Source organism: Streptomyces sp. NPDC027663, from assembly GCF_055566415.1.
Window position 1 is genome coordinate 20,831 of the sequence record NZ_JBVHSK010000014.1, and the last position, 26,818, is coordinate 47,648.

Consider the following 26,818-nt stretch of genomic DNA (forward strand, 5'->3'; position numbering starts at 1 on the left):
TGAGGTGGGAGCGGGCGGGTGCGGATGCCTGCTGCCTGGCGGGTGCGTGGCCGCGAGCTGCCGTCTGCTTGCCGGGTGCGTGGCCGCGACGCTGCCGTTGGAGGATGCCTGGTCACCGGCGCTGCCCGGCGCGGCAGGAGGCGGCCCCGGCGGGACCGAGTGTGGGACGGGCTGCACCGCGGGTCACGCTCTCAGGCGCAGGCCGCGCGGCGTCGCCACGAACCCCGCCGCCTCCAGAAGGGCGCCTGTGGGTGAGGTCAGGGCCTGGGCGCCGTTGATCCGCTCGACGGTGACCGTGCCGAGCGAGCCCGCGCGGGCCGCTGCGGCCAGGGCCTCGGCGGCCGTACGCAGGCGGGGGTCGTCCGGGGCGGCGGTGTCCGGGCGGGCGGGCCAGGCCAGCAGTGTCTTGCCGCCGCGCTCCATGTAGAGCGTCAGTTCGCCCTCCACCAGGACGACCAGCGAGCCTGCCTTGCGGCCCGGCTTGTGCCCGGCTCCGGTCGGCGGCTCCGGCCAGGGGAGGGCGGACCCGTAGGCGTTGGCAGGGTCGGCCGCGGCGAGCACCACGGCGCGGGGGTCGGGCGCCTGGGTGCCGGTACGACCGCTTCCGTAGCCCCGCCGCGCGGCGGGGCCGTAGGGGGCGGAGGCGTAGGGAGCGGGGCTGCCGCCACGGGGGCCGCCGTAGCCGGGGGAGGCGAAGGGGTCGGCGAGGTCGCGGGACGAGGTGTGGTCGCCGTCGGTGGCCGGCTGGTCCTCCGGCGGCCAGGTGAAGTCGCCGTCCAGGCCCGGGTGGGCGAAACCGCCGTCGGACCCGTCGAAGGCGCCGGGGGGCGTGTGGCCGTGCGGAGCGCCGGGGGCTCCGTCGAACGGGTCCGGGAGCCCCGGACCGGCGAAGCCGGCAGAGGAGGCTGGTCCGGATGGTGAGGCCAGGCCGGCTGCGGAGGGGAAGCCGGCCGGGGAGCCGAAGCCGTTCTGGCGTGACGGGCCGGGCAGGGCCTCGGCCCGGTCGCGGGCGTTGGCCACGGCGCGCAGGCGGTCCACCGCGCCGTCCATCGCGAACTGGGCCGCGCCCAGCCCTTCGACCACGTAACCGCGCCGGGCCTGGCCGCTCTCCTCGAACGCGGACAGCACCCGGTACACCGCCGAGAAGCCACCCTCGACCCCCTCGGCGGCGACCGCGCCCCGGGTGACCACGCCGTGCCGGTCCAGGAGGGTGCGGGCCAGGGCGTGGGCGCGCACGGTGGCGTCCGGTTCGGCCGCGGGCAGCAGTGACCAGCGGCCGGCGACCGTCGGCGGTCCGGTCCTCGAGGCGGTGCGGGCGGCGGCCGTCAGCGAGCCGTAGCGTCCGCGCGGCACGGCACGCTTGGCGCGGTGCGCGGTCGAGCCCGCCGTACGGCCGGACCCCAGCAGGGCGCGCATCGGGGCGAGGGTGTCGTTGGTGAGCCGGCCCGACCAGGCCAGATCCCAGAGCGCGTCGGCCAGTTGCGGGTCCGTGGCCTCGGGGTGAGTGGTGGCACGGACCTGGTCGGCGATCTGCCGGAAGAACAGGCCGTAGCCGCCGGAGAGAGCGTCCAGAACGGACTGGTGGAGCGGGGTCAGCTCCAGCGGGTGGGGTGACGGGAGCAGCAAGGGGGCCGCGTCCGCCACATAGAGGGAGACCCAGCCGTCCTTTCCGGGCAGCGCACCCGCGCCGGCCCACACCACTTCGCCCGCGGCGGTCAGTTCGTCCAGCATCGCGGGAGTGTAGGTGGCCATGCGGGAGGGAAGGACCAGCTTCTCCAGCGCCGAGGCGGGCACGGAGGCGCCCTGCAACTGCTCGACGGCACGCACCAGTCCGTCGATGCCGCGCAGCCCATGGCCCTTGCCGATGTGCTGCCACTGCGGCAGGAACTCGGCCAGGGCGGCGGGCGGCACGGGCTCCAGTTCGTGCCGCAGGGCCGCCAGCGAACGGCGGCGCAGGCGGCGCAGTACGGCCGCGTCGCACCACTCCTGGCCGATGCCCGCCGGGTGGAACTCGCCCTGGACGACCCGGCCGGCCGCGGCAAGCCGGTGCAGGGCGCCCTCGGTGACCGCCACGCCCAAGCCGAACCGGGCCGCTGCCGTGGCCGAGGTGAAGGGGCCGTGGGTGCGGGCGTACCGGGCGAGGAGGTCGCCCAGCGGGTCCTTGACCGGCTCGGTGAACGCCTCGGGGACACCGACCGGCAGTGCCGTGCCGAGCGCGTCGCGCAGCCGGCCCGCGTCCTCGACGGCCGCCCAGTGGTCGGCGCCGGCGATACGGACCTTGATCGCCCGCCGGGCACCGGTCAGCTCCCGTGCCCACTGCGGGTCGGCGCCCCGCGCCACCAGTTCGGCGTCGGTCAGCGGTCCGAGCAGCCGCAGGACGTCGGCGACGCCCTCGACGTCCTTGACCCGGCGGTCCTCGGTGAGCCACTGCAGTTCGCTCTCCAGCTCGGTCAGCACCTCGGCGTCGAGCAGTTCGCGCAGCTCGGCCTGGCCCAGCAGCTCGGCCAGCAGTCGTGAGTCCAGGGAGAGCGCGGCGGCGCGGCGCTCGGCCAGCGGGGAGTCGCCCTCGTACAGGAACTGGGCCACGTACCCGAAGAGCAGCGAGCGGGCGAACGGGGACGGCTCCGGGGTGGTGATCTCGACCAGGCGCACCTTGCGGGACTCGATGTCGCCCATCAGCTCGGCGAGCCCGGGGACGTCGAAGACGTCCTGCAGGCACTCGCGCACCGCTTCCAGGACGATCGGGAACGAGCCGAACTCGCTCGCCACCTGCAGCAGCTGGGCCGCCCGCTGCCGCTGCTGCCACAGCGGGGTGCGCTTGCCGGGGTTGCGGCGCGGCAGCAGCAGCGCGCGTGCGGCGCACTCGCGGAACCGGGAGGCGAACAGCGCCGAGCCACCGACCTGGTCGGTGACGATCTGGTCGACCTCGCCCTTGTCGAACGCGACGTCCGCGGCGCCGACCGGGGCCTGCTCGCTGTCGTACTCGGTGCCGGCCTTCATGGGCTCCTGGTCGAGCAGATCCAGGCCCATCAGATCGGCGTCGGGCAGGCGCAGCACGATGCCGTCGTCGGCGTGCATGACCTGCGCGTCCATGCCGTACCGCTCGGACAGGCGAGCCCCGAGGGCGAGGGCCCAGGGGGCGTGGACCTGGGCGCCGAAGGGGGAGTGGACGACGACCCGCCAGTCGCCCAGCTCGTCGCGGAACCGCTCCACGACGATCGTGCGGTCGTCCGGGATGTGGCCGCAGGCCTCGCGCTGCTCGTCCAGGTACGCCAGCACGTTGTCCGCCGCCCACCCGTCCAGGCCAGCTGCCAGCAGCCGCAGCCGGGCGTCGTCCTTGGACAGCGAGCCGACCTCGCGCAGGAAGGCGCCCACCGCGCGGCCCAGCTCCAGAGGGCGGCCCAGCTGGTCGCCCTTCCAGAACGGCAGCCGGCCCGGCACACCCGGCGCGGGGGAGACCAGCACCCGGTCGCGCGTGATGTCCTCGATCCGCCAGGAACTCGTGCCCAGCGTGAAGACGTCGCCCACCCGGGACTCGTAGACCATCTCCTCGTCCAGCTCGCCGACCCGGCCGCCCCCCTTCTTGGGGTCGGAACCGGCGAGGAAGACCCCGAACAGACCGCGGTCCGGGATGGTGCCGCCGGAGGTGACGGCGAGGCGCTGGGCACCAGGGCGGCCGGTGACCGTGCCGGCCACGCGGTCCCACACCACGCGCGGGCGCAGCTCCGCGAACGCGTCCGACGGGTAGCGGCCCGCGAGCATGTCCAGGACCGCCGTGAACGCCGACTCGGGCAGCGAGGCGAAGGGGGCCGCCCGGCGGGCCACGGCGAGCAGGTCGTCGAACTGCCAGGTGTCCAGCGCCGTCATCGCCACCAGCTGCTGCGCGAGCACGTCCAGCGGGTTCGCGGGCACCTTGAGCGACTCGATCGAACCCGACCGCATCCGCTCGGTGACCACAGCGGCCTGGACGAGGTCGCCCCGGTACTTCGGGAAGACCACACCGGTGGAGACGGCGCCGACCTGGTGACCCGCGCGGCCCACGCGCTGCAGCCCGGAGGCCACCGAGGGCGGCGACTCGACCTGGACGACGAGATCCACCGCACCCATGTCGATGCCGAGTTCCAGACTGGAGGTGGCCACCACGGCGGGCAGCCGGCCCGCCTTCAGGTCTTCCTCCACCAGGGCGCGCTGCTCCTTGGAGACCGAGCCGTGGTGCGCGCGGGCGATCACCGGGGGCGCTCCCTGAGCCGCGCCGGAACCGCCCATCAGCTGGGCCGGGGCGTGGTGCTCGTCCAGGGTCTCGCCGGTCGCGCGCTCGTACGCGATCTCGTTGAGCCGGTTGCACAGCCGCTCCGCCAGGCGGCGCGAGTTGGCGAAGACGATCGTGGACCGGTGGGACTGGACCAGGTCCGCGATCCGCTCCTCCACATGCGGCCAGATCGACGGCCGCTCGCCTCCCTCGGACGCGTCCGACGCCGGGGAGCCGCCCAGCTCGCCCATGTCCTCGACCGGAACGACCACGGAGAGGTCGAACTCCTTGCCGGACTCGGGCTGGACGATCTCCACCTTGCGGCGCGGCGACAGATACCGCGCCACCTCGTCGACCGGGCGCACGGTCGCCGACAGGCCGATCCGGCGGGCGGGCTTCGGCAGCAGCTCGTCCAGCCGCTCCAGGGAGAGCGCGAGATGCGCGCCGCGTTTGGTGCCCGCGACCGCGTGCACCTCGTCCAGGATCACCGTCTCCACGCCCGTCAGAGCGTCGCGCGTGGCCGACGTCAGCATGAGGAACAGCGACTCGGGCGTGGTGATCAGGATGTCCGGCGGGCGCGTGGACAGGGCACGGCGCTCGGCGGCCGGGGTGTCACCGGAGCGGATGCCGACCTTGATCTCGGGCTCGGGCAGCCCCAGGCGCACGGACTCCTGGCGGATGCCGGTCAGTGGGCTGCGCAGGTTGCGCTCGACGTCCACCGCCAGGGCCTTCAGCGGTGACACGTACAGCACCCGGCAGCGCTTCCTCGGGTCGGCCGGGGGCGGGGCGGAGGCCAGCTGGTCCAGGGCGGCGAGAAAGGCGGCCAGCGTCTTGCCCGAGCCGGTCGGGGCGACCACCAGCACGTCCGAGCCCTCGCGGATGGCCTGCCACGCGCCCGCCTGGGCCGCCGTGGGCGCGGAGAACGCCCCCGTGAACCAGCCGCGGGTCGCGGGGGAGAAGCCGTCCAGGGCTCGATGTGCAGAGCTGACCATGCGTCCATCCTGCACCCGGCCACTGACAATTGACCTGACCTGGGGAAATGGGGTCGGTGTGGGTTGCGGCGCGGTGGTGGGGCGGTTGCGGCGCGGTGGTGGGGCGGGGTGGAGCGGGCGAGCACGGCGGATCCGGGACGGCCCGTGTGGGGGTGAGGTCCGGGGAGGTGCGGGTGGTGCGGGCGAGCACGGCGGAAGCGGGACGGCCCGTGTGGGGGTGAGGTCCGGGGAGGTGCGGGTGGTGCGGGCGGGCGGTGCGGGTGAAGTCCACGGCGGTGTGGGTGGTGAAGTCTGCGGTGTCGCTGGTGAGGCTCGCGGCAGGCGGGCAGGCGGGCAGGCGGGCAGGCGGGCAGGCGGGCAGGCGGGCAGGCGGGCGTAGCGGGGCCCGCGGCGGCTGTGGGGGGTCTGCGGCGGGTGCTTCACCGCACCCGAGCGAGCCATGCGGCTCCGTCCCGGTGCCGGGCAGGACGGACAATGGCCGTATGGCGGGTTCAGGGGAGAGGGCGCGGCACTGGCGGTACGCGGAGCTGCCGGGTGTCGACCTGTTGCGGGCCCGGTACATCCGCAAGACCTTCGTCCGGCACACGCACGAGAACTTCGTGATCGCGGCCATAGCCGACGGTGTCGAGGTGTTCCACCACCGAGGCTCCGACGTCTCCGCGGGAGCCGGAGCCCTCGCCCTGGTCAACCCGGACACCCCGCACACCGGCCGGGCGGGCGTGCCCGAGGGCTGGCGGTACGGCGCCGTCTATCCGTCGCCCGACGTGGTCGCCGCGATCGCCGCCGAGACCACCACCCTCCGGGGCACCCCGGGCTTCGTGAGCCCCGTCCTGGACGACCCCTACACGGTCCGCCTGGTCCATCAGGTGCTGCGTGCCGCCGACGAGGGCAACGCGCTGGCCGCCGACACCCTCCTCCGGGTCGCCGTGACCAGGCTGCTGCAGCTGAACGGCGGCCCGCTCCCGCAGCGGCGGACCCCGGCGGCCGGGGCACGGATCGCGGCACGGGCGCGTGCGGTGCTCGAGGAGCGGATGGCCGCACCGCCGACCCTGGAACGGCTCGCCGCGGACCTCGGGACCAGCCCGTTCGCCCTGCTGCGGGCGTTCCGCGACGCGTACGGCATGCCGCCGCACACCTGGCTGACCGACGCCCGTGTGCGCCGCGCTCGGCTGCTGCTGGACGCGGGCACGGCCCCGGCCGAGGCGGCCATCGCCGTCGGCTTCACCGACCAGCCGCACCTCAACCGGCACTTCGCCCGGATCGTCGGCGTGCCCCCGGGCGCCTACCAGCGTGAGCGCAGGGTCGTGGGCGAGCGCAAGAACGTACAAGACCCGGACTGACGTCCGCCCGTACCGTCCGGGGCGTGGCACAGCACACTGCACTCACGGACCGGACCGCCGACACCGCGGACAAGCCGGACGCGGCCGTCGTACGGGACGCCCTCGGGGTCGGCGTCGCCGTGGGCCTGTCCGGATTCGCCTTCGGGGTGACCTCGGCAGGCAGCGGCCTCGGCCTGCTCCAGACCTGCGCGCTCAGCCTCCTGGTGTTCACCGGCGCCTCCCAGTTCGCGCTGGTCGGAGCGCTCGCCGCCGGGGGCAACCCGTTCGCGGCCGCCGCCGGCGCCTTCTTCCTGGGCGTGCGCAACGCCTTCTACGGGCTGCGTCTGTCGCAGCTGCTCGCCATCCCGCGCGCGGTGCGGCCGTTCGCCGCGCAGTGGGTGATCGACGAGACCACCGCGGTGACCCTGGCACAGCCGACCCGGCGTGCCGCGCGGATCGGCTTCACCGTCACCGGGCTCAGCCTGTACGTCCTGTGGAACCTCACCACGCTGCTCGGCGCACTGGGCGCCAGGGCGATCGGCGACACGCGCGCGTGGGGCCTGGACGCGGCGGGTCCTGCCGTGTTCCTGGCGCTGCTCGCCCCGATGCTGAAGACGGCCACCGAGCGCGCGGTCGCGGGCCTCGCCGTGGTGCTGGGCCTCGGTCTGCTGCCCGTTCTGCCGGTCGGTGTGCCGGTTCTGGTGGCGGCAGCGGCGGCCCCGCTCGCGCTCTTCGCCGAGGGCCGGCGCAGGAGTCGTACCCGGCATGACGCACCGGGCGGATCCGGTGGACCGAGTGGACCGGATGTACCGAGTGGACGGGATGGATCAGCAGGACCGGCTCGGGTCGACCAGGTGGACGGACTGCATGACATGGAGGAGCACCGGTGAACACCTGGCTCGCGATCGGCCTGACCGTCCTCGGCTGCTACGCCGTCAAGCTCGCCGGTCTGCTGGTGCCGGCGCAGACCGTCGAACGGCCCTATGTGCGGCGGCTCGCCGCCCTGCTGCCCGTCGCTCTCCTGGCCGCGCTCACGGCCCAGCAGACGTTCGCCGACGGGCATGCGCTCATGCTCGACGCGCGGGCCGCGGGGCTCGGCGCGGCGGCCGTGGCACTGATGCTGCGCGCGCCGTTCCTGCTGGTCGTCGCGGCGGCCGTGGTGGTGACGGCGGGCGTACGGGCCATCGGCGGGTGAGGCGGACCCGATCAGCCCGGCTCACGGGCAGGGTCAGCCGACGAAGCGGCCGTACGCCCTCAGTGTGCGCAGTGCCTCGATGGTCACCAGGGGGCGTGCTTCCAGCGCGGGCGCCGGGGCCCACTGGCGCCAGCGGACGGGCCAGCCGCCGTCCTGCTGCTGCTCGTCGGCCAGCTGGTCCAGCGAACGGGCCATCTCGTCGTCCGTGAACCACGCGCGTGCGAGCGAGTCCGGGGTGCGGGCGAAGTCGTGCGGGAAGTGGTGCTCGCCCGGGGCGTAGCCGGAAGCGACCGGAAACGCGTCGAGCCGGTCCGGGTCCAGCGCCGCGAGCCGCTGCTCCCGCACCAGGCGGCCGAGCCGGTCCGCGGCGGCCTCCGCGCGCGGGCGGTCGGGAGCGGAGTCCAGGAAGGTCACAGCGGCCTCCACTTCGTAGGGGTGGGACTTGTCCAGGGACTCCACGGCCTGCCAGCAGAAGTCGGTGGCCCTGAACAGCCAGGCGTGCCACACCTCGTTGCGGTGCAGCAGGCCGACCACCGGCCCGGTGGCCAGCAGCTCGCTGGGGGGATCGTCGACGACCGGGACGAACGGCGCCGTCGGATAGCCGCGCTGGCCGGGGCGGACCGCCGGGAGGGCGCCGTCCGCGGTCGAGACGGAGGTCAGGTAGCGGCACACGCGCTCCACCCGCTGCCCGCCGCAGCGCCCGACGGCGTCCAGTACGCGCAGTGCGTGCGCGATGTGCAGGGGCTGGCTCAGCGGTCCGCGCAGATCGGGCTCCAGGGCGTGCCCGTAGCCGCCGTCCTCGTTGCGGTAGGCGTCCAGCGCGGCTTCCACCGCCTCCGGGCAGCCGTGCAGGAAGAGGTACGCGAAGAGGCGTTGCTCCAGCACGCGCGCGGTGAGCCACACGAACTGTTCGGCACGGAAGAGCGGCGTTCGCGCGGGGGGCGTGGAAGGGAGTGGGGAAGCTCCGGTGTCGGCCATGCGTCAGACCGTAGGGCGGAAAGCGGTCTCCAGCAGGGCTCCCGGCCAGGGCCCACCCTCAGGGGCGGGATACTGAAGTCATGCGGTTGACGGTCTTCTGGCAGCGGATGGCGGAGCACTTCGGTCCCGGGTACTCCGAAACCTTCGCGCGCGATCACGTCATGTCGGAGCTGGGCGGACGGACGGTGAACGAGGCTCTGGACGCCGGCTGGGAGGCCAAGGACGTCTGGCGCGTGGTCTGCACGGTCATGGACGTGCCCGGCGAGAGGCGCTGACGCGCCGACCGAAACACCCTGCTTGTCGGCTTTGAGGCCGACGGTACGGCACTGATCTGTCACGAAGATCGCAGGCGGGCGCCGGTTGTCGGTGGCGTGGGCGAGACTTGGCCCGTGGCACCCACTGACGACGAATCCCTGGCACACCCCGCCGAGGACGGCGAGCCGTCCGCCCGGCAGGCAGCACCCGCTGCCGCGACACCGCCCGGCCGCCCTCCGGCCCCCGGCACGGTCGCTCCGGGTGGAAGGATGCCGCGCTGGCTGCCACGCGCCATGGTCCTCGCGCTCGCGCTGATCGCTGCCTTCCAGCTGGGCAGCTGGGCGTTCCACCAGCTGACCGCGCTGTTGATCAACATATTGATCGCGTTCTTCCTGGCCCTCGCGATCGAGCCCGCGGTGAGCCGGATGGCGGCTGTCGGCATGCGGCGGGGGCTCGCGACCTTCCTGGTCTTCCTCGGCCTGACCATCGCTGCCGCCGGGTTCGTCACCTTGCTCGGGTCCATGCTGGCCGGCCAGATCATCAAGATGATCGAGGGTTTCCCGGGCTACCTCGACTCGCTCATCAACTGGATCAACGAGACCTTCCACACGGAGCTGAGGAGGGTGGACATCCAGGAGGGTCTCCTCCACTCCGAGTGGCTGCGCAAGTACGCGCAGACCAGCGCGGCCGGCGTCCTCGACGTGTCCGCCCAGGTGCTCGGCGGCCTCTTCCAGTTGCTGACGGTCGGCTTGTTCTCGTTCTACTTCGCCGCGGACGGCCCCCGGCTGCGCCGCGCCCTGTGCTCCGTCCTGCCGCCCGCACGTCAGGCCGAGGTGCTGCGGGCCTGGGAGATCGCCGTCGACAAGACCGGCGGCTATCTCTACTCGCGCGGTCTCATGGCGCTCATCTCCGGCATCGCCCACTACATCCTGCTCCAGTCCCTGGGTGTGCCGTACGCGCCCGTGCTGGGCGTCTGGGTGGGCCTGGTCTCGCAGTTCATCCCCACCATCGGCACGTACCTCGCGGGGGCGCTGCCGATGTTGATCGCGTTCACCGTCAATCCCTGGTACGCGGTGTGGGTGCTGGTCTTCGTCGTGGTCTACCAGCAGTTCGAGAACTACATGCTCCAGCCGAAGCTGACCGCCAAGTCGGTCGACATCCACCCTGCGGTCGCCTTCGGCTCGGTCGTCGCGGGCACCGCCCTGCTGGGCGCCGTCGGTGCGCTGATCGCCATCCCGGCGGTGGCCACGCTGCAGGCGTTCCTGGGGGCGTACGTGAAGCGGTACGCCGTCATGGACGACCCCCGCGTCCACGGCCACCGCAGCAGAGGGCCGGGCGGTCCCGGAATGCTCACGCGCGCCCGCCGACTGCGGTCGGGCCGCCCCGGCCGGGAGGGGCGGTCGTAGAGCGGGCCGGTCGGTTCCTGGGCCGCGCGCATCGCCTCGTTGCCGCGCGTTCTGCGCCTCGCCGTCGCTGCGCGAGCCCGCACCTCGCCGTCGCCGCGCAGGCATGTGCCTCGCCGTTGCCGCGTCGGCCGCACGCCGGTAGGCCGGCAGGCCCCGGTTGGCCGTAGCGCTTCAATACGTCAGCGCGGCCCGTACGGCGGCCAGGACGACGGCTGCCGTGTAACACCCCGCCACCGTGGCCACGATCTGCCGGCGCGTCCGCTCGCTCCACGGCGTGCGGGACAGCAACCAGACCAGCAGGGGCAGGGCGAGGACGGCATGCAGGCTGATGCCGTGCAGTGGCTTGAGCGGAGCCGTCGAATGGTAGGCGGCCTCCTGGTGGCCGGTCCGCGTCAGGACGACCCCGCGCGCGATCATCGCCGCACCCGAAGCCAGGGCCACCAGCAGCAATGCGAAACCGGACCGCACCGCGAGCGGCATCCCGGCCGGGCCCGTCGGCCGGTGCCGGAAGGACGCGACGGCGAAGACGGTGAGCAGGACGACCAGGACACCACCGCCCACCGCGAGGGTCATGGACGCCGCTGTGTCGAAGGGGGTCTCCATGTTCAGGTGGGAGGGCACGCGGCGCCACGCCTGGAGGCTGATGCCGCCCACCTCCACCACGCAGTCGGCGGCGAGGACGAGCAGCAGGGCCGAACGCAGCCGGGCATCGAACCGCAGGTACGACGTGACCCAGGTGAGCGCGATCAGGGTCACCCCGAACGAGAGCCCGAACGTGACGGGCTTGCGCCAGGAGACCGGACCGTTCCAGGGGCCGCCGTCGACTGCGAACACCACCAGGTGGACGAGGCCGGACAGCACGAGGAGGAGCCCGATCGCATGGCAGACGCGGTCGACGGCGGCGCGCGGCTTCGTCATGACCCAAGGCTCGCCGGGAGCGGCCCGCACGGTCGTCCTCCGGCCGGAGACATCTGCGGTACGCCGACGGGAGCAGCCGGCGGAGCCGGAGCTTGTTGCGTGCCTGCCGGTCGCGAACAGGGGAGGGAGTCGTGTCGGGCGCGTGCGGAGTTCCGAGTGCCTGTTAGAGCTGTTTTGTGATCACGCTCCCTCGCTTGAAGAGCCCGGTCGTCACCGTGGCGGTGTGTGCCCTTCTGGCCGCCTGCGGAGCGGCCGCACACAAGGGTGAGGCCGCGCAGAAGGCGGAAGCCGTGACCGCTCCGGCGACGGCACCGTCGAAGTCAGAGCCGTCGTCCCGTCCCGCCTGGGGCAAGCCCCATCCGGTGGACTGCCGCAAGGTCCGATGCGTGGCACTCACCTTCGATGCCGGGCCAGGCCCCTATACGGCACAACTGCTGGACATCTTGAAAGCCGAGCGCGTCAACGCCACCTTCTTCCTCCTGGGGAAGGGCGGTGTCGCCCGCTTCCCGGACCTGGTGCGCAGGGAGGCGGGGGAGGGGCACGAGGTGGGCAACCACAGCTGGAGCCATCCGCGCCTGACGGACGTCTCGGACGCCGAGATCCGCCGCCAGCTCTCTCTTGTGCAGCAGCAGGTCAGGCGGCTCACGGGACGCGCCCCGTCGCTGATGCGTCCGCCGCAGGGGCGTACCGACCAGCGGGTGGCGGAGATCAGCCGTTCGCTCGGGCTCGCGCAGATCCTGTGGACGGTCACGGCCAAGGACTACCGCGACCACGACTCCGGTCTCATCACCCGGCGGATCCTCGCCGGCGCGGCTCGCAACGGGATCATCCTGCTGCACGACGTCTACCCGGGCACCGTCCCGGCCGTGCCCGGGATCATCGACGGGCTGCGCCGGGAAGGGCTGACCCCGGTGACCGTTTCCCAGCTGTTCGCCCCCGGCAGACCCCAGCCGGGGCGTGCCTACTGGAGCGCGCCGTGAGGGCGTGAGCCATGCCCTGCAGAAGCCCGGCCCGGGGCGCGTGGTGTGCTTGACACGAAAATCGAACATCCATTCTTATGGAGGCTCAGGCGAGGCTTTCGGCTGGGGATTCGTCCCGTTTCGCAGGGAGATGTCCCCCGGTTATCCACAGGCTGGACCTGCGTCGGGGCGCATTGTCAGTGGCAGGCGTTAGCGTCTTTGACGTGAAGCGATCGACTCAAGCAAACCGGGTGGAACCCATGGCAGGAACCGACCGCGAGAAGGCGCTCGACGCCGCGCTCGCGCAGATTGAACGGCAATTCGGCAAGGGCGCGGTCATGCGCATGGGCGAGCGGTCGAAGGAGCCCATCGAGGTCATCCCGACCGGGTCGACCGCCCTCGACGTCGCCCTCGGCGTCGGTGGCCTGCCGCGCGGCCGTGTCGTGGAGATCTACGGACCGGAGTCCTCCGGTAAGACGACCCTGACGCTGCATGCCGTGGCCAACGCCCAGAAGGCCGGCGGCCAGGTCGCCTTCGTGGACGCCGAGCACGCCCTCGACCCCGAGTACGCGCGCAAGCTCGGCGTCGACATCGACAACCTGATCCTCTCCCAGCCGGACAACGGCGAGCAGGCCCTGGAGATCGTGGACATGCTGGTCCGCTCCGGTGCCCTCGACCTCATCGTCATCGACTCCGTCGCCGCGCTCGTCCCGCGTGCGGAGATCGAGGGCGAGATGGGCGACAGCCACGTCGGTCTGCAGGCCCGTCTGATGAGCCAGGCGCTGCGGAAGATCACCAGCGCGCTCAACCAGTCCAAGACCACCGCCATCTTCATCAACCAGCTCCGCGAGAAGATCGGTGTGATGTTCGGCTCCCCCGAGACCACGACCGGTGGCCGGGCGCTGAAGTTCTACGCCTCGGTGCGCATCGACATCCGCCGCATCGAGACCCTGAAGGACGGCACGGAGGCGGTCGGCAACCGAACCCGCTGCAAGGTCGTCAAGAACAAGGTCGCGCCGCCCTTCAAGCAGGCCGAGTTCGACATCCTCTACGGCCAGGGAATCAGCCGTGAGGGTGGCCTGATCGACATGGGTGTGGAGCACGGCTTCGTGCGCAAGGCCGGCGCCTGGTACACGTACGAGGGTGACCAGCTCGGCCAGGGCAAGGAGAACGCGCGCAACTTCCTCAAGGACAACCCCGACCTGGCCAACGAGATCGAGAAGAAGATCAAGGAGAAGCTGGGAGTGGGCGTCCGTCCGGAGGAGCCCGCCGCCGAGCCGGGCGCGGACGCGGCCGCCACCGCCGCGGCGGCCGAGGACACCGCCAAGTCGGCACCCGCCCCGGCAGCCGCCAAGGCCACCAAGCCCAAGGCCGCCGCAGCCAAGAGCTGACCCGTGACGCGACGAACCGACTGGGCCGAGTACGAGTACGCCACCCCCGGTGCCCCACGGGGGAGGGGCGCCGGGGGCTACCCGGACTCCGCCCCGGACGGTGACGACGGACACCGGGGCGACGGGTACCGGTATGCCGGGTCCGGGGGCACAGGCGAGTACCGCGATCGGGACGAGTACGGCGGACATGCGGCGTCCCACGGAAGCGGCGGGCTCGAGGGGGACAGGGACCCGCACCAAGGTGACCTGGGCGGTGAGCCGTACGGGGGCGGCTCACCGGACCGTGGCTCCGGGGGTGCCGACGGCGGCCGCGGGGGCGGTCCGCGGGGCGCCGGCCGGGGGCGCGGCCGGCGGCGGCGCGGTTTCGGGGACGCGCCCGGTGAGGACGAAGGCGCCCCTCCCTCGGCGAGGGACGAGCGGGGGGAGTCTTCTGGGGACCCGGTTGAGCGGGCTCGGGCGATCTGCCTGCGCCTGCTCACCGGGACCCCGCGCACCCGCAAGCAACTCGCTGACGCCCTGCGCAAGCGGGAGATCGACGACGAGGTCGCCGATGAGGTGCTGTCCCGGTTCGAGGAGGTCGGCCTGATCGACGACGCAGCCTTCGCCGACGCCTGGGTGGAGTCCCGGCACCATGGCCGGGGACTCGCCCGCCGCGCACTCGCCCGGGAACTGCGCACCAAGGGTGTCGAGTCGGCGCTGATCGAGGACGCCGTCGGCCGACTCGACTCCGAGCAGGAAGAGGCGACCGCCCGCGAACTCGTCGCCCGTAAGCTGCGCGCCACACGGGGCCTCGACCGCGACAAGCGCCTCCGGCGTCTGGCCGGCATGCTCGCCCGCAAGGGCTACCCCGAGGGCATGGCTCTCCGGGTCGTCCGCCAGGCCCTGGAGGAAGAGGGCGAGGACACGGAGTTCCTCGGAGACGCGGACTTCTGACACTTCCTCGGGCGCAGAGGCTTTCGACTCTTCGGGAGCGGAGACCTCCGACGGTTCCGCGGGGAACGACCCTCGGCTCGTTCCTCCTCGGGAGCAGCTGCTGCTGACGGATTGCTCGAAGGGCCGGCTGCTCCCGGCTCCCGGCTGCTCCCGACGGCTTCCCGGCAAAGAGCCCGCTGACGGATTCCCCGCGCGCCGAGTGCCGTAGCACCACGCCGAGCGCCGTAGCCCCGCGCCGCCGCCGTAACGCGCGCCGCGGTCTGCCCAGGGATCCTCGTGACGGAGGGGTGGGGCTAACCCCCGCCGGAGACGGGTGGGCCCACCCCCGGTCCAAGACGCCGGGTCACCGCAGTGCTCTCTCCTCTTCGCGCGGGCGAGTCTGTACGCGTACCCCGGTCACGGCACTCACCAGCCGAGACCGGACGCCTACGACACAACTCGTGCACACAACAGAACAGAAGAGAGCCCGTCCCCATGATGCTGCGTTACGCCCTGAAGACAGTCCGCGCCCGCAAGGCCGGGTTTCTCGGCGCCTTCCTCGCCCTGATGTGTGCCGCTGCCCTGATCACCGCCTGCGGCACCCTCCTCGACACCGGCCTGCGCGGCACCATCCGGACCGAACGCTATGCCGCCGCTCCCGTCGTGGTCTCCGCCGACCAGTACGTCCACCAGACCACCGTCAAGCACAAGAAGGGCAAGACCAAGGTCAAGCACAAGGCGAAGCCCATCGCCGAACGTGCCTGGCTGTCCGAGCACCTGCGCAGCACGCTCGCCCGAACCCCCGGCGTGGCCCGAGTCGTCCCCGAACTCACCTTTCCCGCCCAGCCGTTGACCCCGTCCGGTACCGGCGGCCGTACCGCATACGGCCATGCCTGGGACTCCGCCGCGCTGACGCCGTACCGGCTGACCACCGGCCGCGCCCCCCAGGCCACCGGTGACCTCGTCATCGACGAGGAACTCGCCGCGCGGGCCCGTCTGCGGCCCGGCGACCGGCTCACCGTGCAGTCCTCGCAGGCTCCCCGCAGCTACCGGATCACCGGTATCGCCGCCCCGGCCACCGCCGTGCGCCACCAGACCTCTCTGTTCTTCGCCACGGCCGAAGCCCGGCGACTGGCCGCGCACCCCGGGCAGGTCACCGCGTTCGGTGTGCTCCCGGCCAAGGGGGCGGACCCCGAGCGGGTGCGCCAGGCGGTGGCGCAGGCTCTGCACGGCACCACCGCCCAGGTCAGCACCGGCGACGCCCGCGGGTCCGTGGAGTTCCTGGACGCGGCTTCCGCACGCACCCGGCTGGTCAGCATGGGCGGCGCGATGGGCGGCACCTCGCTGCTGGTGGCGGTCCTCGTGGTTGTCGGCACCTTCGCGCTCACCGTCCAGCAGCGCCATCGCGAACTAGCTCTGCTCCGAGCCCTCGCCGCCACGCCCGGGCAGATCCGCAAGCTGCTCGGCCGGGAGGCACTGATCGTCGCAGTGACGGCGGGCGCGGCCGGCGCACTGCTCGGGCTGCCGCTGGGGAGTTGGCTGCACACCAGGTTCGTCGCCCTGGGCGCCGTACCCGACACGCTCGAGCACACCGTCAGCGTCTTCCCACCGCTTGCCGCTCTCGCCGCCACCCTGCTCGGGGCCTGGGCGGCAGCCCGGATCGCCTCCCGCAGGATCGCCCGGATCCGCCCGGCCGAAGCCCTGGCCGAAGCAAGGGCCGAGCGGCCCCGGCCGGCCTGGGGCCGCATCGCCGCCGGTCTGCTGCTCCTCGCCGGCGGAGTCGTCCTCGTCGTCGTCCTCACCTCCCTGCGCACCGAGCCCGCGTCCACTCCCGTGACGTTCCTCGCCGTCGTCGTCCTGTCCACCTCCGTCTCGCTGCTCGGGCCCGTCCTGGTCAAGGCCGCCGCACTGCTGCTCGCCGGCCCGCTCCGGCTCACCGGTCACGGCGGCAGGCTCGCTGCGGCCAATCTGCGCGGCAACGCAGCCCGCATGGCGTCCGTCGTCACCCCCCTCACCCTGCTCGTCGGCATGACCTGCACCGTCCTGTTCGTCCAGTCCACCCTCGGGGACGCCGCCCGCGGCCAGGCCCGCGAAGGAATCAGGGCCGACTGGATCGTCGCTGCTCAGGGCCCGGGTGTGCCCGGCGAGGCCGCCGAACGGCTGCGGGCGCGGCATGACACCGTCACCGAGGTGGTCCGCACCACCGTCCGCGTCGGCCTCGACAAGTACCCGGCGCAGGGCGTCACCCCCGCAGGCCTGACCCGCACCTGGGACCCGAAGGTCACTGCCGGTTCCCTCGGCCGGCTCGGCCCCGGCACCGTCGCCGTCAGTGAACTTGCTGCCGAACAGCACCACTTGAAGCCCGGAAGCACTCTCAAAGTCACGCTCGGCGACGGCACGCCCGCCACGCTGACCGTCGCCGCCGTCTACTCCCGGGGTCTAGGCTTCGGCGACCTCACCTTCGCCTACGACCTCGTCGCCCGTCACATCGACAACCCGCTCGCCTCCTCCGTCCTCGTCAGCACAACCCGTACACAGACAGAACTCGCGACTACACTCCGTGAGTTCCCGGGGGTGCGAGTTCTTTCGCCGGCCGCCGCCGACGACCTCCAGGCCGACCGGCAGCAGACGAACGCCGAAGTCAACTACCTCGCCATGGGACTCGTGCTGGCCTTCACCGCCATCGCCGTCGTCAACACGCTGGCCATGTCGGTCGCCGAGCGTGTCCGGGAGTTCGCCCTGCTCCGCCTCGCCGGCGCGACCCGCCGCCAGGTTCTGCGCATGCTGCGCACCGAGGTGCTGTCCGTCCTGCTCATCGCCACGACACTCGGCAGCGGTATCGCCCTCGCTGTACTCACCGCGTTCAGTGTGGGCATGACAGGCAAGGCGGCGCCCACGGTCGTCCCGCTGCTCTACGTCGCCGTCGTCGCGGCCGCCGGGCTCCTCGCGCTCCCGGCCGGCGCCGTGCCGGGGCGGGTGGCACTCCGGGTGCGGGCGGTGACCGTCGCCACGGCGAAGGAGTAGGAGCCGGCGCGGACCGTGAAGCGTCCGTGCGTCCGTGTGTGCGTGGCGCGCGTCCGTGCGTCGTCGTTTCGTCCGTCCGTGCGTCCAAAGCGGTGAACCCCCTGGCATGCCAGGGGGTTCACCGCTTTCCGGGACGCATCGCTCAGGGCGTCACCGGTTCCACCGGCAGCCCCGCCGCCCGCCATGCCTGGAAGCCGCCCACCAGGTCGGTCGCCCGGTGCAGGCCCAGCTGGTGGAGGGAGGCGGCGGCGAGGCTGGAGGCGTAGCCCTCGTTGCAGATCACCACGACGCGCAGATCGTGTCCGGTGGCCTGGGGGAGGCGGTGGCTGCCCTGCGGATCGAGGCGCCACTCCAGTTCGTTGCGTTCGACGACGACCGCGCCGGGGACGAGTCCGTCCCGCTCGCGCAGGGCCGCGTACCGGATGTCGACCAGCAGCGCCGCACCGGACTGCGCCGCCTCGTGCGCCTCCGGTGCCTCGATGCGCTGGTAGCCCGCGCGCACCCGCTCCAGCAACTCGTCGATTCCGGACGGCCGTTCGACCGCCACGGCAGTCGCCGCCGAACCTTCGCGCGTGCCGCTCACTGCCAGTCCTCCGGGCGTTCGACCTGCTCCAGGCGCAGCACCTGGCCGATGCGACTGTAACGACGGATCCGCGGCAGTGGCGGGTAGTAGGCGTGCACGGAGATCGCGTGTCGGCCGCGGGACTCGTTGAGTACCTCGTGCACATGGTGGCGGCCGAAAGCGCGGCCCTGGCCGGCGGGCAACCGGCGCGTACGGTCCACGTCCTCGGCGAGTTCCAGGGTCTTCCAGCCGTCGGTGGGCAGCCGCGCGGCCAGCGAGTACTCCTTCAGCTCGCCCGACGCGGTGAGGAAGGCGCCGACCGAGTCCGCGTGGTCGTGCCAGCCGGTACCCGTACCGGGCGGCCAGCCGATCAGCCAGGCCTCGCTGCCGCCCGGACCCTCCAGCCGCACCCAGGTGCGGCCTTCAGGATCGAGCGGCAGGGAGGCGATCAGCTCGGCGTCGGCCGCCGTACGCCTGACGAAGTCGAACAGGTCCTCCTGAGTGGGCGCCGAGCCGGAGGCAGGGGACGCGGAAGGAGACAGAGAAGGAGAAGGGACAGACACGTGCACCGTCCTGAAGGTTCGCAGAAACGGACGCGTTGCGGCGCCCGGAGAAGGAAGGGGATGCGAATTCAGCAGGACGGACGACACACGCAGCCCGCGTAACGGACGAGGTCCATATGGACCCTCCGCCACAGGCGCACACAGGTGTCGGTCACGATCCGGAGTACAGCATGCCGCCGTACCCGGGTCAACCGCGTGTCACCCTGCGGACGGACGGAGGGCGCAAGGGGCAGGGGGGACGCGCGCCGGAGGAGCCGGCGTACCGCGTACGGTCGGCGCGCAGGTGGCGGCGACCGTCTTCCCGGGCACGGTCAGCGTCGTGCCCCGGACGCCGCCTCCGCCTTCTCCTCCTGTTCGGCCTCCTGCGGCGCCCCGCCCAGCGTGGCCTCGGCCGCCGTGTACAGGTCGGCCGGGCGGACCCCGCTCAGCGCGGTGACCAGGTGGCCGTCGGGTCGTACGAGCAGGACACTGTGCGCCGGCGCACCGGGGTAGCTCTCGGCGACCAGCAGCTCGGCGGGGTGCGGCAGCGCGGTCACCGCCGCCGCCAGCCGGGGCATCACCCCGGCGGACATCCAGTGCTTGCGGTCCCAGACCCCCGTGCCGGGAGCGATCAGGACGACGAGCAGTGCGCCGCGGCCGAGCCGGTCGCGCAGCTGGACGAAGGAACCGTCCTCGGCTGTCACCCGGACATCGGTGACCTGCGCGCCGGGCGTGGTGTCGACGGGGATGGCACCCTCCAGATGCCGGGGTGCGAGCGGCGAGCCGGCGTACGTCCCGGGCGCGCTCAGCGGGCCGCGCCCCAGATGTGCGTCCGTGAGCAGCGCGTCATGGCCCCGGGCCGTGCCCGGGACGATGTGGCGCAGCCCGCCTCCGCCACGCAGCACCGGCAGGACCTGGTCGGCGGCGCGCAGCCGGGCGGCGACCGCCGCGCGCCGCTCGGTCTGATAGCTGTCCAGCAAGGCCTCATGCGGGCCGTGGTGCCAGGCCGTGGCCAGCTTCCAGGCGAGGTTGTCGGCGTCCCGGAGGCCCTCGTCGAGCCCCTGGGTGCCGAGCGCGCCGAGCAGATGCGCCGCGTCCCCGGCGAGGAAGACGCGGCCGGCTCGCCACCGGCGGGCGAGGCGGTGGTGCACCGTGTGGACACCGGTGTCGAGCAGGTCGTACGTCGGAGTGGTGCCGTCCGACCAGCCCGCGAGGGTCTCGCGGATGCGGGTCAGCAGGATGTCGGGCGTGATCAGATCCTTGCCCGGCGGGAGCAGCCAGTCCAGGCGCCAGGCGCCGTCCGGGAGGGGGCGGGCGGTCACCTCCCCGGCCGAGGGCCCGGACGACCGCCACGGCGGCATCCGATGGAGCAACGCGTGACCCTCCCACGGAAGTTCCACGCGCAGCGTGGCGACCGCGTGCCGCTCCACCGCCGTACGGCCCGGAAAGCGGATGTCCTGGAGTTTGCGCACGGTGGAGCGGGGGCCGTCGCAGCCGATCAGGTAACTGCCCCGCCACCAGGTGCCGTTGGTGCCGCGGCTGTGTGCCGAGACGCCGGAACGCTCCTGCTCGATCCCGTCCAGGCGGCTGTCCACGACCGTCTTCACCAGCGGCTCCTCCGTGACGGCCGCGCGCAGGAAGCCCGTGAGGAAGTGCTGTGCGATGTGCAGCGGGGCGGGCTCGTCCTCGTCGAAGGCGATCTCGCTCATCACCTGCCGGCGTCGCAGGGACCGCCACCCGGCCCAGCGGACGCCGTGTTCACCGAGCGCCACTCCGGTCAGCCGCTCCAGCAGCGCGGTCGTGTCCTCGCGCAGGACGACGGTGCGTGCCGGACGGGGTTCGTCCTTGCCGGGGCCCTCGTCCAGGACGACGGACGGCACCTCCTGGCGCGCCAGGGCCAGGGCGAGCGTGAGCCCGACGGGCCCCGCTCCGACGATGATCACCGGGTCCACGGTGTGGCGCTCCCTGCTCGCAGCGATGCCTTGACGGAGACAAGTGAACAGGAAGGTGGAGCGAGGTGCACGATCACACAACGTATGCAACCCATTGGCAGAGTTTGCGTCAAGCGACCGGGGCCAGTGGCGATCATGCCACTGGCCCCGGTCGCTTCACGTCACCTGGTTGCCCGTCAGTCTTCCTTGCCGACGCCCTGGTCGCCGCCGACGAAGGGACCGCTGAGGTCCACGCCTCCGGGCGCGCCTCCGGCCCCGGTCGCCGCCGTGCCCCCGATGCCCGCGACGTCCTGGACGCCGAGCACCGCACCGGTCGACTTCTTCCGCTTGCGCAGCCGGCCCTCCAGCCAGCTCGCGAACGAGGTCAGCGAGAAGTTGAGGACGATGTAGATCAGGGCCACCACCGTGAATGACGCAATGGTGTTGGCACCGTAATAGCCGCTCATGGTGCTCGCGGCGGCGAGCAGTTCGGGGAAGGTGAGGACGGCGCCGCCGAGCGCGGTGTCCTTCACGATGACCACCAGCTGGCTGACGATCGCCGGGAGCATCGCGGTGACCGCCTGCGGCAGCAGGATGAGCCGCATCACCTGATTCTTGCGCAGGCCGATGGCCATGGCCGCCTCGGACTGACCCTTCGGCAGGGCGAGGATGCCCGCGCGGACGATCTCGGCGAGCACGGACGCGTTGTACAGCACCAGGCCGGTGACGACGGCGTAGAGCGGCCGGTCGTCGGAACTCACGTCGGTGTACTGGCTGTACAGCTCGTTGCCGAAGATCATCAGGACCAGCACCGGGATCGCGCGGAAGAACTCCACCACGACCGTGGCCGGGCCCCGCACCCAGCGGTGGTCCGAGAGCCGGGCGATGCCGAGGGCGGCGCCCAGCGGCAGCGCGATGATCATCGCCAGTGCCGCGGCCTTCAGGGTGTTCTGCAGGCCGGGCCATATGTAGGTCGAGTACGCCTCGGTGCTGCCGCCGAAGTAGGGCTCCCACAGCGCCCACTCCAGCTGGTTCTTCTCGTCGAGGGAGGTGTACACCCACCAGCCGACCGCCGCGAGCGCGACTATGAAAAGCGCCGTGTAGAAGACGTTGCGCCACTTGGCGCGCGGCCCCTGGGCGTCGTAAAGGACCGAACTCATCGCTTCACCGCCACCTTCTTGCCCACCCAGCCGAGGATCAGACCGGTCGGCAGGGTCAGGCAGCAGAAGCCGAACGCGATGATCGCTGAGGTCAGCAGCAACTGCGCATCCTTCTCGACCATGGTCTTCATCAGGAATGCCGCCTCGGCGACGCCGATGGCGGCGGCCACCGTCGTGTTCTTCGTCAACGCGATCAGGACGTTGGTCAGCGGGAGGACGGCGGCCCGGAAGGCCTGCGGCAGCACGACCAGGAACAGGACCTGGGTGAAGCTCAGGCCGATGGCGCGCGCGGCTTCCGCCTGCCCCACCGGCACGGTGTTGATGCCGGCGCGGATCGCCTCGCACACGAAGGCCGACGTGTAGACGATCAGCCCGAGCACTGCCAGCCGGAAGTTGCGCGTGTCCACGATGTCGCCGGCGCCGAGGCTGACGCTCAGCGTGTCGTGGAGGCCGAGCGAGGTGAACAGGATGATCACCGTGAGCGGGATGTTCCGCACGATGTTCACGTAGGCGGTGCCGAAACCGCGCATCAGCGGCACGGGGCCCACCCGCATGGCGGCCAGCAGGGTGCCCCAGACCAGGGAGCCCACCGCGGACAACAGTGTCAGCTGCACCGTCGTCCAGAAGGCGCCCAGTACGTCGTAACCTTCAAGAAAGTCGAACACGATCTCCCGCGCTTCCGCGTGTAGGGATGCCCGGGTGCGCCGCCCTCACGGACGGCGCACCCGTAGGGCGTTGCCTCAGCTCTTGATCTCGCCGATCTTCGGAGCGGCCTCGTTCTTGTAGCCGGCCGGACCGAAGTTCTTCTTCACGGCCGCATCCCAGGAACCGTCGGAGACCATGGCCTCCAGCGCCTTGTTGATCTTGTCCTTGAGGTCGCTGCCCTTCTTGACGCCGATGCCGTAGTTCTCGTTGGTCATCTTCAGGCCGCCGAGCTTGAACTTGCCCTTGAACTGGGACTGGGCGGCGTAGCCGGCGAGGATCGAGTCGTCCGTGGTCAGGGCGTCGATCGCCTTGCTCTGCAGACCGGTCAGGCAGGCGGAGTACGTCGGGTAGTTCTGGAGCTGCGCCTTGGGAGCCAGCTTGTCCTTGACGTTCTGCGCCGAGGTCGAGCCGGTGACCGAGCAGAGCTTCGCCTTGTTGAGGTCGGACGCCGACTTGATCGAGGTGTCGTCCGCGCGGACCAGCACGTCCTGGTGGGCCAGCAGGTACGGGCCGGCGAAGTCGACCAGCTTCTGGCGCTCCGGGGTGATCGAGTAGGAGGCGGCGATGAAGTCGACGTCACCGCGCTTCAGCATGGTCTCGCGGTCGGCGCTCTTCGACTCCTTCCACTCGATCTGGTCGGCGCTGTAGCCGAGCTTCTTGGCGACATAGGTGGCCACGTCGACGTCGAAGCCCGCGTAGCCCTGCGGGGTCTTCTGGCCGATGCCCGGCTGGTCGAACTTGATGCCGATGGTGATCGTCTTGCCGTCGCCGGACCCCTTGTCGTCCTTCTTGTCGCCGCCGCACGCGGTGGCGGTCACGGAAAGGGCGAGGAGGACGGCCGAGGCGGCGGTGACCTTGCGGAGCTTCATGATGAACATCCTTTGAGTGGTGAGGAACGAGGTCCCTGAGGCGTGCGACGCGATCGGGGCCGTGTGACGTGACCGGGTGTGTGAAGCGAGCGGCGGTCGTGCGTCAGTGGTGCAGGATCTTGGACAGGAAGTCCTTGGCCCGGTCGCTGCGCGGGTTGCTGAAGAACTGGTCAGGCGCAGCCTGTTCGACGATCCGGCCGTCGGCCATGAAGACGACACGATTTGCAGCCGATCGTGCGAAGCCCATCTCGTGGGTGACGACGATCATCGTCATGCCCTCGCGGGCGAGCTGCTGCATGACCTCGAGGACCTCGTTGATCATCTCGGGGTCGAGGGCGGAGGTCGGCTCGTCGAAGAGCATGACCTTCGGGTCCATCGCCAGTGCCCGGGCGATCGCGACTCGCTGCTGCTGGCCGCCGGACAGCTGGGCGGGGTACTTGTCGGCCTGGGTACCGACGCCGACCCGGTCCAGCAGGGCCCGCGCTTTCTGCTCGGCCTGCTTCTTGTCCGCCTTGCGGACCTTGACCTGGCCCAGCATCACGTTCTCGAGCACGGTCTTGTGCGCGAAGAGATTGAACGACTGGAACACCATGCCGACGTCCGCCCGGAGCCGGGCCAGCTCGCGGCCCTCGTGCGGCAGGGGCTTGCCGTCGATCGTGATCGTGCCCGAGTCGACCGTCTCCAGGCGGTTGATGGTGCGGCACAGGGTCGACTTTCCGGACCCGGAGGGCCCGATGACCACGACGACCTCGCCGCGGGCGATCGTCAGGTCGATGTCCTGGAGCACGTGCAACGCGCCGAAGTGCTTGTTGACGCTGCTCAGGACGACCAGTTCGTCGGACGTGGCCACATCTTCCTTGGCCACCGATACATTGGTCATCGCTCTCAGGCTCCGTCCTCCTCGGGTTTCCGAGGACAGTAGTGAGCGGCTGTGACCTGCGTCATCACATCTGAGGGAGATCTGAGCATCACGATCCGATAGCAATCGGACACGTGTCGTAGCACGTGCCATCCGTGCGCGTATCGGCCGGGTAACGGAACCGGCGGGCAACCCGAAGCCTCTTGACGCCGTCCTTATCCATCGGCGTCACTGCCATGGTGCACGCGCGCGTGCTCGTGATCTACAAGACCGACGAAAACCGTGACCGTACGACCGCTGAACCGGAGGGGGCCGGGATGAGACTGCTTCTCGTCGAGGACGACAACCACGTCGCCGCGGCCCTGTCGGCCGTCCTCGCGCGACACGGCTTCCATGTCACCCACGCGCGCAGCGGCGAAGAAGCGCTCCAGGCACTCGTCCCCGAGGGCGCGGGCTTCGGTGTCGTCCTGCTCGACCTCGGCCTGCCCGACCAGGACGGCTACGAGGTCTGCGGCAAGATACGCAAACGCACCAGCACTCCGGTCATCATGGTCACCGCCCGCTCCGACGTCCGCTCCCGCATCCACGGGCTCAACCTGGGCGCCGACGACTACGTCGTGAAGCCCTACGACACCGGGGAACTCCTCGCCAGGATCCACGCCGTCAGCCGGCGCACCGCCCACGAGGACGCCGCGACCGGCGGCGACAGCGCCCTGCACCTCGGTGCCGTGCGCATCGAACTGCCCACCCGCCAGGTCAGCGTGGACGGCGTCGTGATCCCCCTGACCCGCAAGGAGTTCGACCTGCTGGCCCTGCTCGCCCAGCGGCCCGGAGTGGTCTTCCGGCGGGAACAGATCATCAGCGAGGTCTGGCGCACCAGTTGGGAGGGCACCGGCCGCACCCTGGAGGTGCACGTCGCCTCCCTGCGCGCCAAACTGCGCATGCCGGCGCTGATCGAGACCATACGAGGCGTCGGCTACCGGCTCGTCGCCCCGGCCGCCTAGCGGGGACGGGTGCGCACACGCCTTCTTCCGCTCCTCATCGTCCTGCTGGCGGCCGTGCTGCTCGCGCTCGGCGTCCCGCTCGCCGCCAGCGTGGCCGCCGCCCAGCAGCAGCGGGTCGTCGTCGACCGGATCGACGACACGGCACGCTTCGCGGCGCTCGCCCAGTTCGTCACCGACGGGCCCGGCGGACCCCAGCTCACCCCCACGGACGAGCGCTGGGAGACGCTGCGCAGCGAGCTGCAGAGCTACTACGGCGTCTACGGCATCCGCGCGGGTGTCTTCTACCGCAACGGCTCGGCGATGGCCAACGCGCCCGGCGACTGGTTCGTACCGCCGACGGGTGAGGTCCGCCGGGCCTTCGACGAGGCGCTGCTCAGCCGGCGCAGCCACGATCCGCAGCAGGTGTGGCCCTGGCAGCGCGGACGGCTGGTCGTCGCCTCACCGGTGATCCGGGACGGCGACGTCGTCGCGGTCGTCGTCACCGACTCGCCCACGGGGCAGATGCGCTCCCTGATCCTGCGCGGCTGGCTGTTCATCGGGGCCGGCGAGATCGCGGCCATGCTGCTCGCCGTCGGCGCGGCGCTGCGGCTGACCGGCTGGGTGCTCAGGCCGGTACGGGTCCTGGACGCCACCACCCACGACATCGCCACCGGGCGCCTGAAGTCCCGGGTCGCGGCCGCCGGCGGGCCGCCGGAACTCAGACGGCTGGCCCGCTCGTTCAACGAGATGGCGGACAACGTCGAGGCCGTGCTGGAGCAGCAGCGCGCCTTCGTCGCCGACGCCTCGCACCAGCTGCGCAACCCGCTCGCGGCGCTGCTGCTGCGCATCGAACTGCTCGCTCTCGAACTCCCCGAGGGCAACGCGGAGATCGCCTCGGTCCGCACCGAGGGCAAGCGCCTCGCACAGGTGCTGGACGACCTGCTGGATCTTGCGCTGGCCGAGCACGCCGAGGCCGACCTGGCGCTGACCGACATCGGTGCGCTGGCCGAGGAGCGGGTGGCCGCCTGGGCACCGGCCGCCGCTGCCCAGGGCGTCCGGCTGACCGGGGACTGCCCGCCCACCACCGCCTGGGCCGATCCGATCGCCCTGTCCAGCGCCCTGGACGCGGTGATCGACAACGCCGTGAAGTTCACGCCCGAGGGCGGCACGGTGGACGTGACCGTCTCCGCCGACGGCGACACCTCCACGGTCGTCGTCACCGACACCGGCCCCGGACTCACCGACGAGGAGATCGGGCGCGTGGGCGACCGTTTCTGGCGCAGCGGCCGGCACCAGAACGTGAAGGGGTCGGGCCTGGGCCTGTCCATCAGCCGTGCCCTGCTCGCCGCGGCCGGCGGCTCCATCGACTACGCCCATCACGAGCCGCGGGGACTGCGGGTGACGGTCACGGTGCCGCGGCACGGGCAGACCGGAACGGACTCGGCGGACGCCCTCTAGGACCTCGGTCCGGAGGTTCGTTCCGGCCCTCGGCCCGGAGCACGTCACAGGGCCCTCGCCCGGCGCCTTCCCGCGGTCCTGCCGCGCGACTTTCCCGAGGTTCGGCCCCGGTGTCTTCCTGTGATCCTGGCCCGGGTGCGCTCGTGGCCTT

General features: G+C 72.0%; 22 protein-coding genes. 11 read left to right on the forward strand and 11 right to left on the reverse strand.

All coding sequences use genetic code 11. The features are described 5' to 3' along the window. Positions 1 to 183 precede the first annotated feature (183 nt). Positions 184 to 5,241, reverse strand: coding sequence for an ATP-dependent helicase (locus ACZ4SF_RS29635; RefSeq protein WP_468390169.1), 5,058 nt, complete (start codon positions 5,239 to 5,241; stop codon positions 184 to 186). Positions 5,242 to 5,723: 482 nt separating this feature from the next. On the opposite strand from ACZ4SF_RS29635, the gene ACZ4SF_RS29640 reads away from it, so the two are divergent. Genes ACZ4SF_RS29640 through ACZ4SF_RS29650 form a run of 3 tightly spaced genes read left to right on the forward strand, consistent with a single transcriptional unit; the run spans position 5,724 to position 7,755 of the window. After that, positions 5,724 to 6,581, forward strand: coding sequence for an AraC family transcriptional regulator (locus tag ACZ4SF_RS29640; RefSeq protein ID WP_468390172.1), 858 nt, complete (start codon positions 5,724 to 5,726; stop codon positions 6,579 to 6,581). 23 nt (positions 6,582 to 6,604) lie between these two features. Beyond that, complete coding sequence (locus ACZ4SF_RS29645; RefSeq protein WP_468390175.1) at positions 6,605 to 7,450, forward strand: AzlC family ABC transporter permease; 846 nt, start codon at positions 6,605 to 6,607, stop codon at positions 7,448 to 7,450. After that, on the forward strand, positions 7,447 to 7,755 hold the full coding sequence (locus ACZ4SF_RS29650; RefSeq protein ID WP_468390178.1) for an AzlD domain-containing protein: 309 nt from the start codon (positions 7,447 to 7,449) through the stop codon (positions 7,753 to 7,755). The genes ACZ4SF_RS29645 and ACZ4SF_RS29650 overlap by 4 nt, the downstream gene beginning before the upstream one ends. A 33-nt stretch (positions 7,756 to 7,788) precedes the next feature. Here the strand turns inward: ACZ4SF_RS29650 and ACZ4SF_RS29655 are convergent, their stop codons facing one another. Then, entirely contained in the window at positions 7,789 to 8,733 is a 945-nt protein-coding gene (locus ACZ4SF_RS29655; protein ID WP_468390180.1) for a hypothetical protein, read from the reverse strand. Between the two features lie 80 nt (positions 8,734 to 8,813). Here ACZ4SF_RS29655 and ACZ4SF_RS29660 point away from each other — a divergent pair, with 80 nt between their 5' ends. Further along, entirely contained in the window at positions 8,814 to 9,008 is a 195-nt protein-coding gene (locus ACZ4SF_RS29660; protein WP_468390183.1) for a DUF3046 domain-containing protein, read from the forward strand. Positions 9,009 to 9,257: 249 nt separating this feature from the next. Beyond that, positions 9,258 to 10,394, forward strand: a complete 1,137-nt coding sequence (locus ACZ4SF_RS29665) for an AI-2E family transporter (RefSeq protein WP_468390543.1) — start codon at positions 9,258 to 9,260, stop codon at positions 10,392 to 10,394. A gap of 171 nt (positions 10,395 to 10,565) precedes the next feature. On the opposite strand, the gene ACZ4SF_RS29670 is transcribed toward ACZ4SF_RS29665, so the two are convergent. Next, positions 10,566 to 11,312 (reverse strand): hypothetical protein, encoded by a 747-nt coding sequence (locus ACZ4SF_RS29670; RefSeq protein ID WP_468390186.1) that lies wholly within the window; start codon positions 11,310 to 11,312, stop codon positions 10,566 to 10,568. 194 nt (positions 11,313 to 11,506) lie between these two features. Between ACZ4SF_RS29670 and ACZ4SF_RS29675 the strand changes: the two genes are divergently transcribed. The 4 genes from ACZ4SF_RS29675 (at position 11,507) to ACZ4SF_RS29690 (ending at position 17,598) form a co-directional block, all read left to right on the forward strand. After that, complete coding sequence (locus ACZ4SF_RS29675) at positions 11,507 to 12,292, forward strand: polysaccharide deacetylase family protein (protein WP_468390188.1); 786 nt, start codon at positions 11,507 to 11,509, stop codon at positions 12,290 to 12,292. 239 nt (positions 12,293 to 12,531) lie between these two features. Then, positions 12,532 to 13,662, forward strand: a complete 1,131-nt coding sequence (recA, locus tag ACZ4SF_RS29680; RefSeq protein WP_468390191.1) for a recombinase RecA — start codon at positions 12,532 to 12,534, stop codon at positions 13,660 to 13,662. 3 nt (positions 13,663 to 13,665) lie between these two features. Further along, on the forward strand, positions 13,666 to 14,595 hold the full coding sequence (recX, locus tag ACZ4SF_RS29685) for a recombination regulator RecX (protein WP_468390193.1): 930 nt from the start codon (positions 13,666 to 13,668) through the stop codon (positions 14,593 to 14,595). Between the two features lie 474 nt (positions 14,596 to 15,069). Continuing rightward, positions 15,070 to 17,598 (forward strand): ABC transporter permease, encoded by a 2,529-nt coding sequence (locus ACZ4SF_RS29690; protein ID WP_468390195.1) that lies wholly within the window; start codon positions 15,070 to 15,072, stop codon positions 17,596 to 17,598. A 142-nt stretch (positions 17,599 to 17,740) separates the two neighbouring features. Here ACZ4SF_RS29690 and ACZ4SF_RS29695 read toward each other — a convergent pair whose 3' ends face one another. From ACZ4SF_RS29695 to ACZ4SF_RS29730, 8 genes are all read right to left on the reverse strand, one after another. Beyond that, a complete protein-coding gene (locus ACZ4SF_RS29695; RefSeq protein WP_468390198.1) occupies positions 17,741 to 18,181 on the reverse strand; it encodes a rhodanese-like domain-containing protein in 441 nt (146 codons plus the stop codon). Continuing rightward, positions 18,178 to 18,729 (reverse strand): cupin domain-containing protein, encoded by a 552-nt coding sequence (locus ACZ4SF_RS29700; protein WP_468390201.1) that lies wholly within the window; start codon positions 18,727 to 18,729, stop codon positions 18,178 to 18,180. Before ACZ4SF_RS29700 ends, ACZ4SF_RS29695 begins: the two co-directional genes overlap by 4 nt. Positions 18,730 to 18,791: 62 nt before the next feature. Beyond that, entirely contained in the window at positions 18,792 to 18,839 is a 48-nt protein-coding gene (locus ACZ4SF_RS29705; RefSeq protein WP_309506048.1) for a hypothetical protein, read from the reverse strand. Between the two features lie 195 nt (positions 18,840 to 19,034). Further along, positions 19,035 to 20,654, reverse strand: coding sequence for an FAD-dependent monooxygenase (locus ACZ4SF_RS29710; protein WP_468390203.1), 1,620 nt, complete (start codon positions 20,652 to 20,654; stop codon positions 19,035 to 19,037). Positions 20,655 to 20,830: 176 nt separating this feature from the next. Further along, the gene (locus ACZ4SF_RS29715) at positions 20,831 to 21,793 is read right to left on the reverse strand and encodes an amino acid ABC transporter permease (RefSeq protein WP_468390205.1); all 963 of its coding nucleotides are present in this window, start codon (positions 21,791 to 21,793) and stop codon (positions 20,831 to 20,833) included. Next, a complete protein-coding gene (locus tag ACZ4SF_RS29720) occupies positions 21,790 to 22,458 on the reverse strand; it encodes an amino acid ABC transporter permease (RefSeq protein ID WP_468390207.1) in 669 nt (222 codons plus the stop codon). Before ACZ4SF_RS29720 ends, ACZ4SF_RS29715 begins: the two co-directional genes overlap by 4 nt. A 75-nt stretch (positions 22,459 to 22,533) precedes the next feature. After that, on the reverse strand, positions 22,534 to 23,367 hold the full coding sequence (locus tag ACZ4SF_RS29725; RefSeq protein WP_468390210.1) for a glutamate ABC transporter substrate-binding protein: 834 nt from the start codon (positions 23,365 to 23,367) through the stop codon (positions 22,534 to 22,536). 103 nt (positions 23,368 to 23,470) lie between these two features. Next, on the reverse strand, positions 23,471 to 24,247 hold the full coding sequence (locus ACZ4SF_RS29730) for an amino acid ABC transporter ATP-binding protein (protein WP_468390213.1): 777 nt from the start codon (positions 24,245 to 24,247) through the stop codon (positions 23,471 to 23,473). A gap of 296 nt (positions 24,248 to 24,543) precedes the next feature. Here ACZ4SF_RS29730 and ACZ4SF_RS29735 point away from each other — a divergent pair, with 296 nt between their 5' ends. Both ACZ4SF_RS29735 and ACZ4SF_RS29740 read left to right on the forward strand, forming a co-directional pair. Beyond that, the gene (locus tag ACZ4SF_RS29735; protein WP_468390214.1) at positions 24,544 to 25,230 is read left to right on the forward strand and encodes a response regulator transcription factor; all 687 of its coding nucleotides are present in this window, start codon (positions 24,544 to 24,546) and stop codon (positions 25,228 to 25,230) included. A 9-nt stretch (positions 25,231 to 25,239) separates the two neighbouring features. Continuing rightward, a complete protein-coding gene (locus ACZ4SF_RS29740) occupies positions 25,240 to 26,667 on the forward strand; it encodes a sensor histidine kinase (RefSeq protein ID WP_468390217.1) in 1,428 nt (475 codons plus the stop codon). The last annotated feature ends 151 nt before the right edge of the window (positions 26,668 to 26,818 follow it).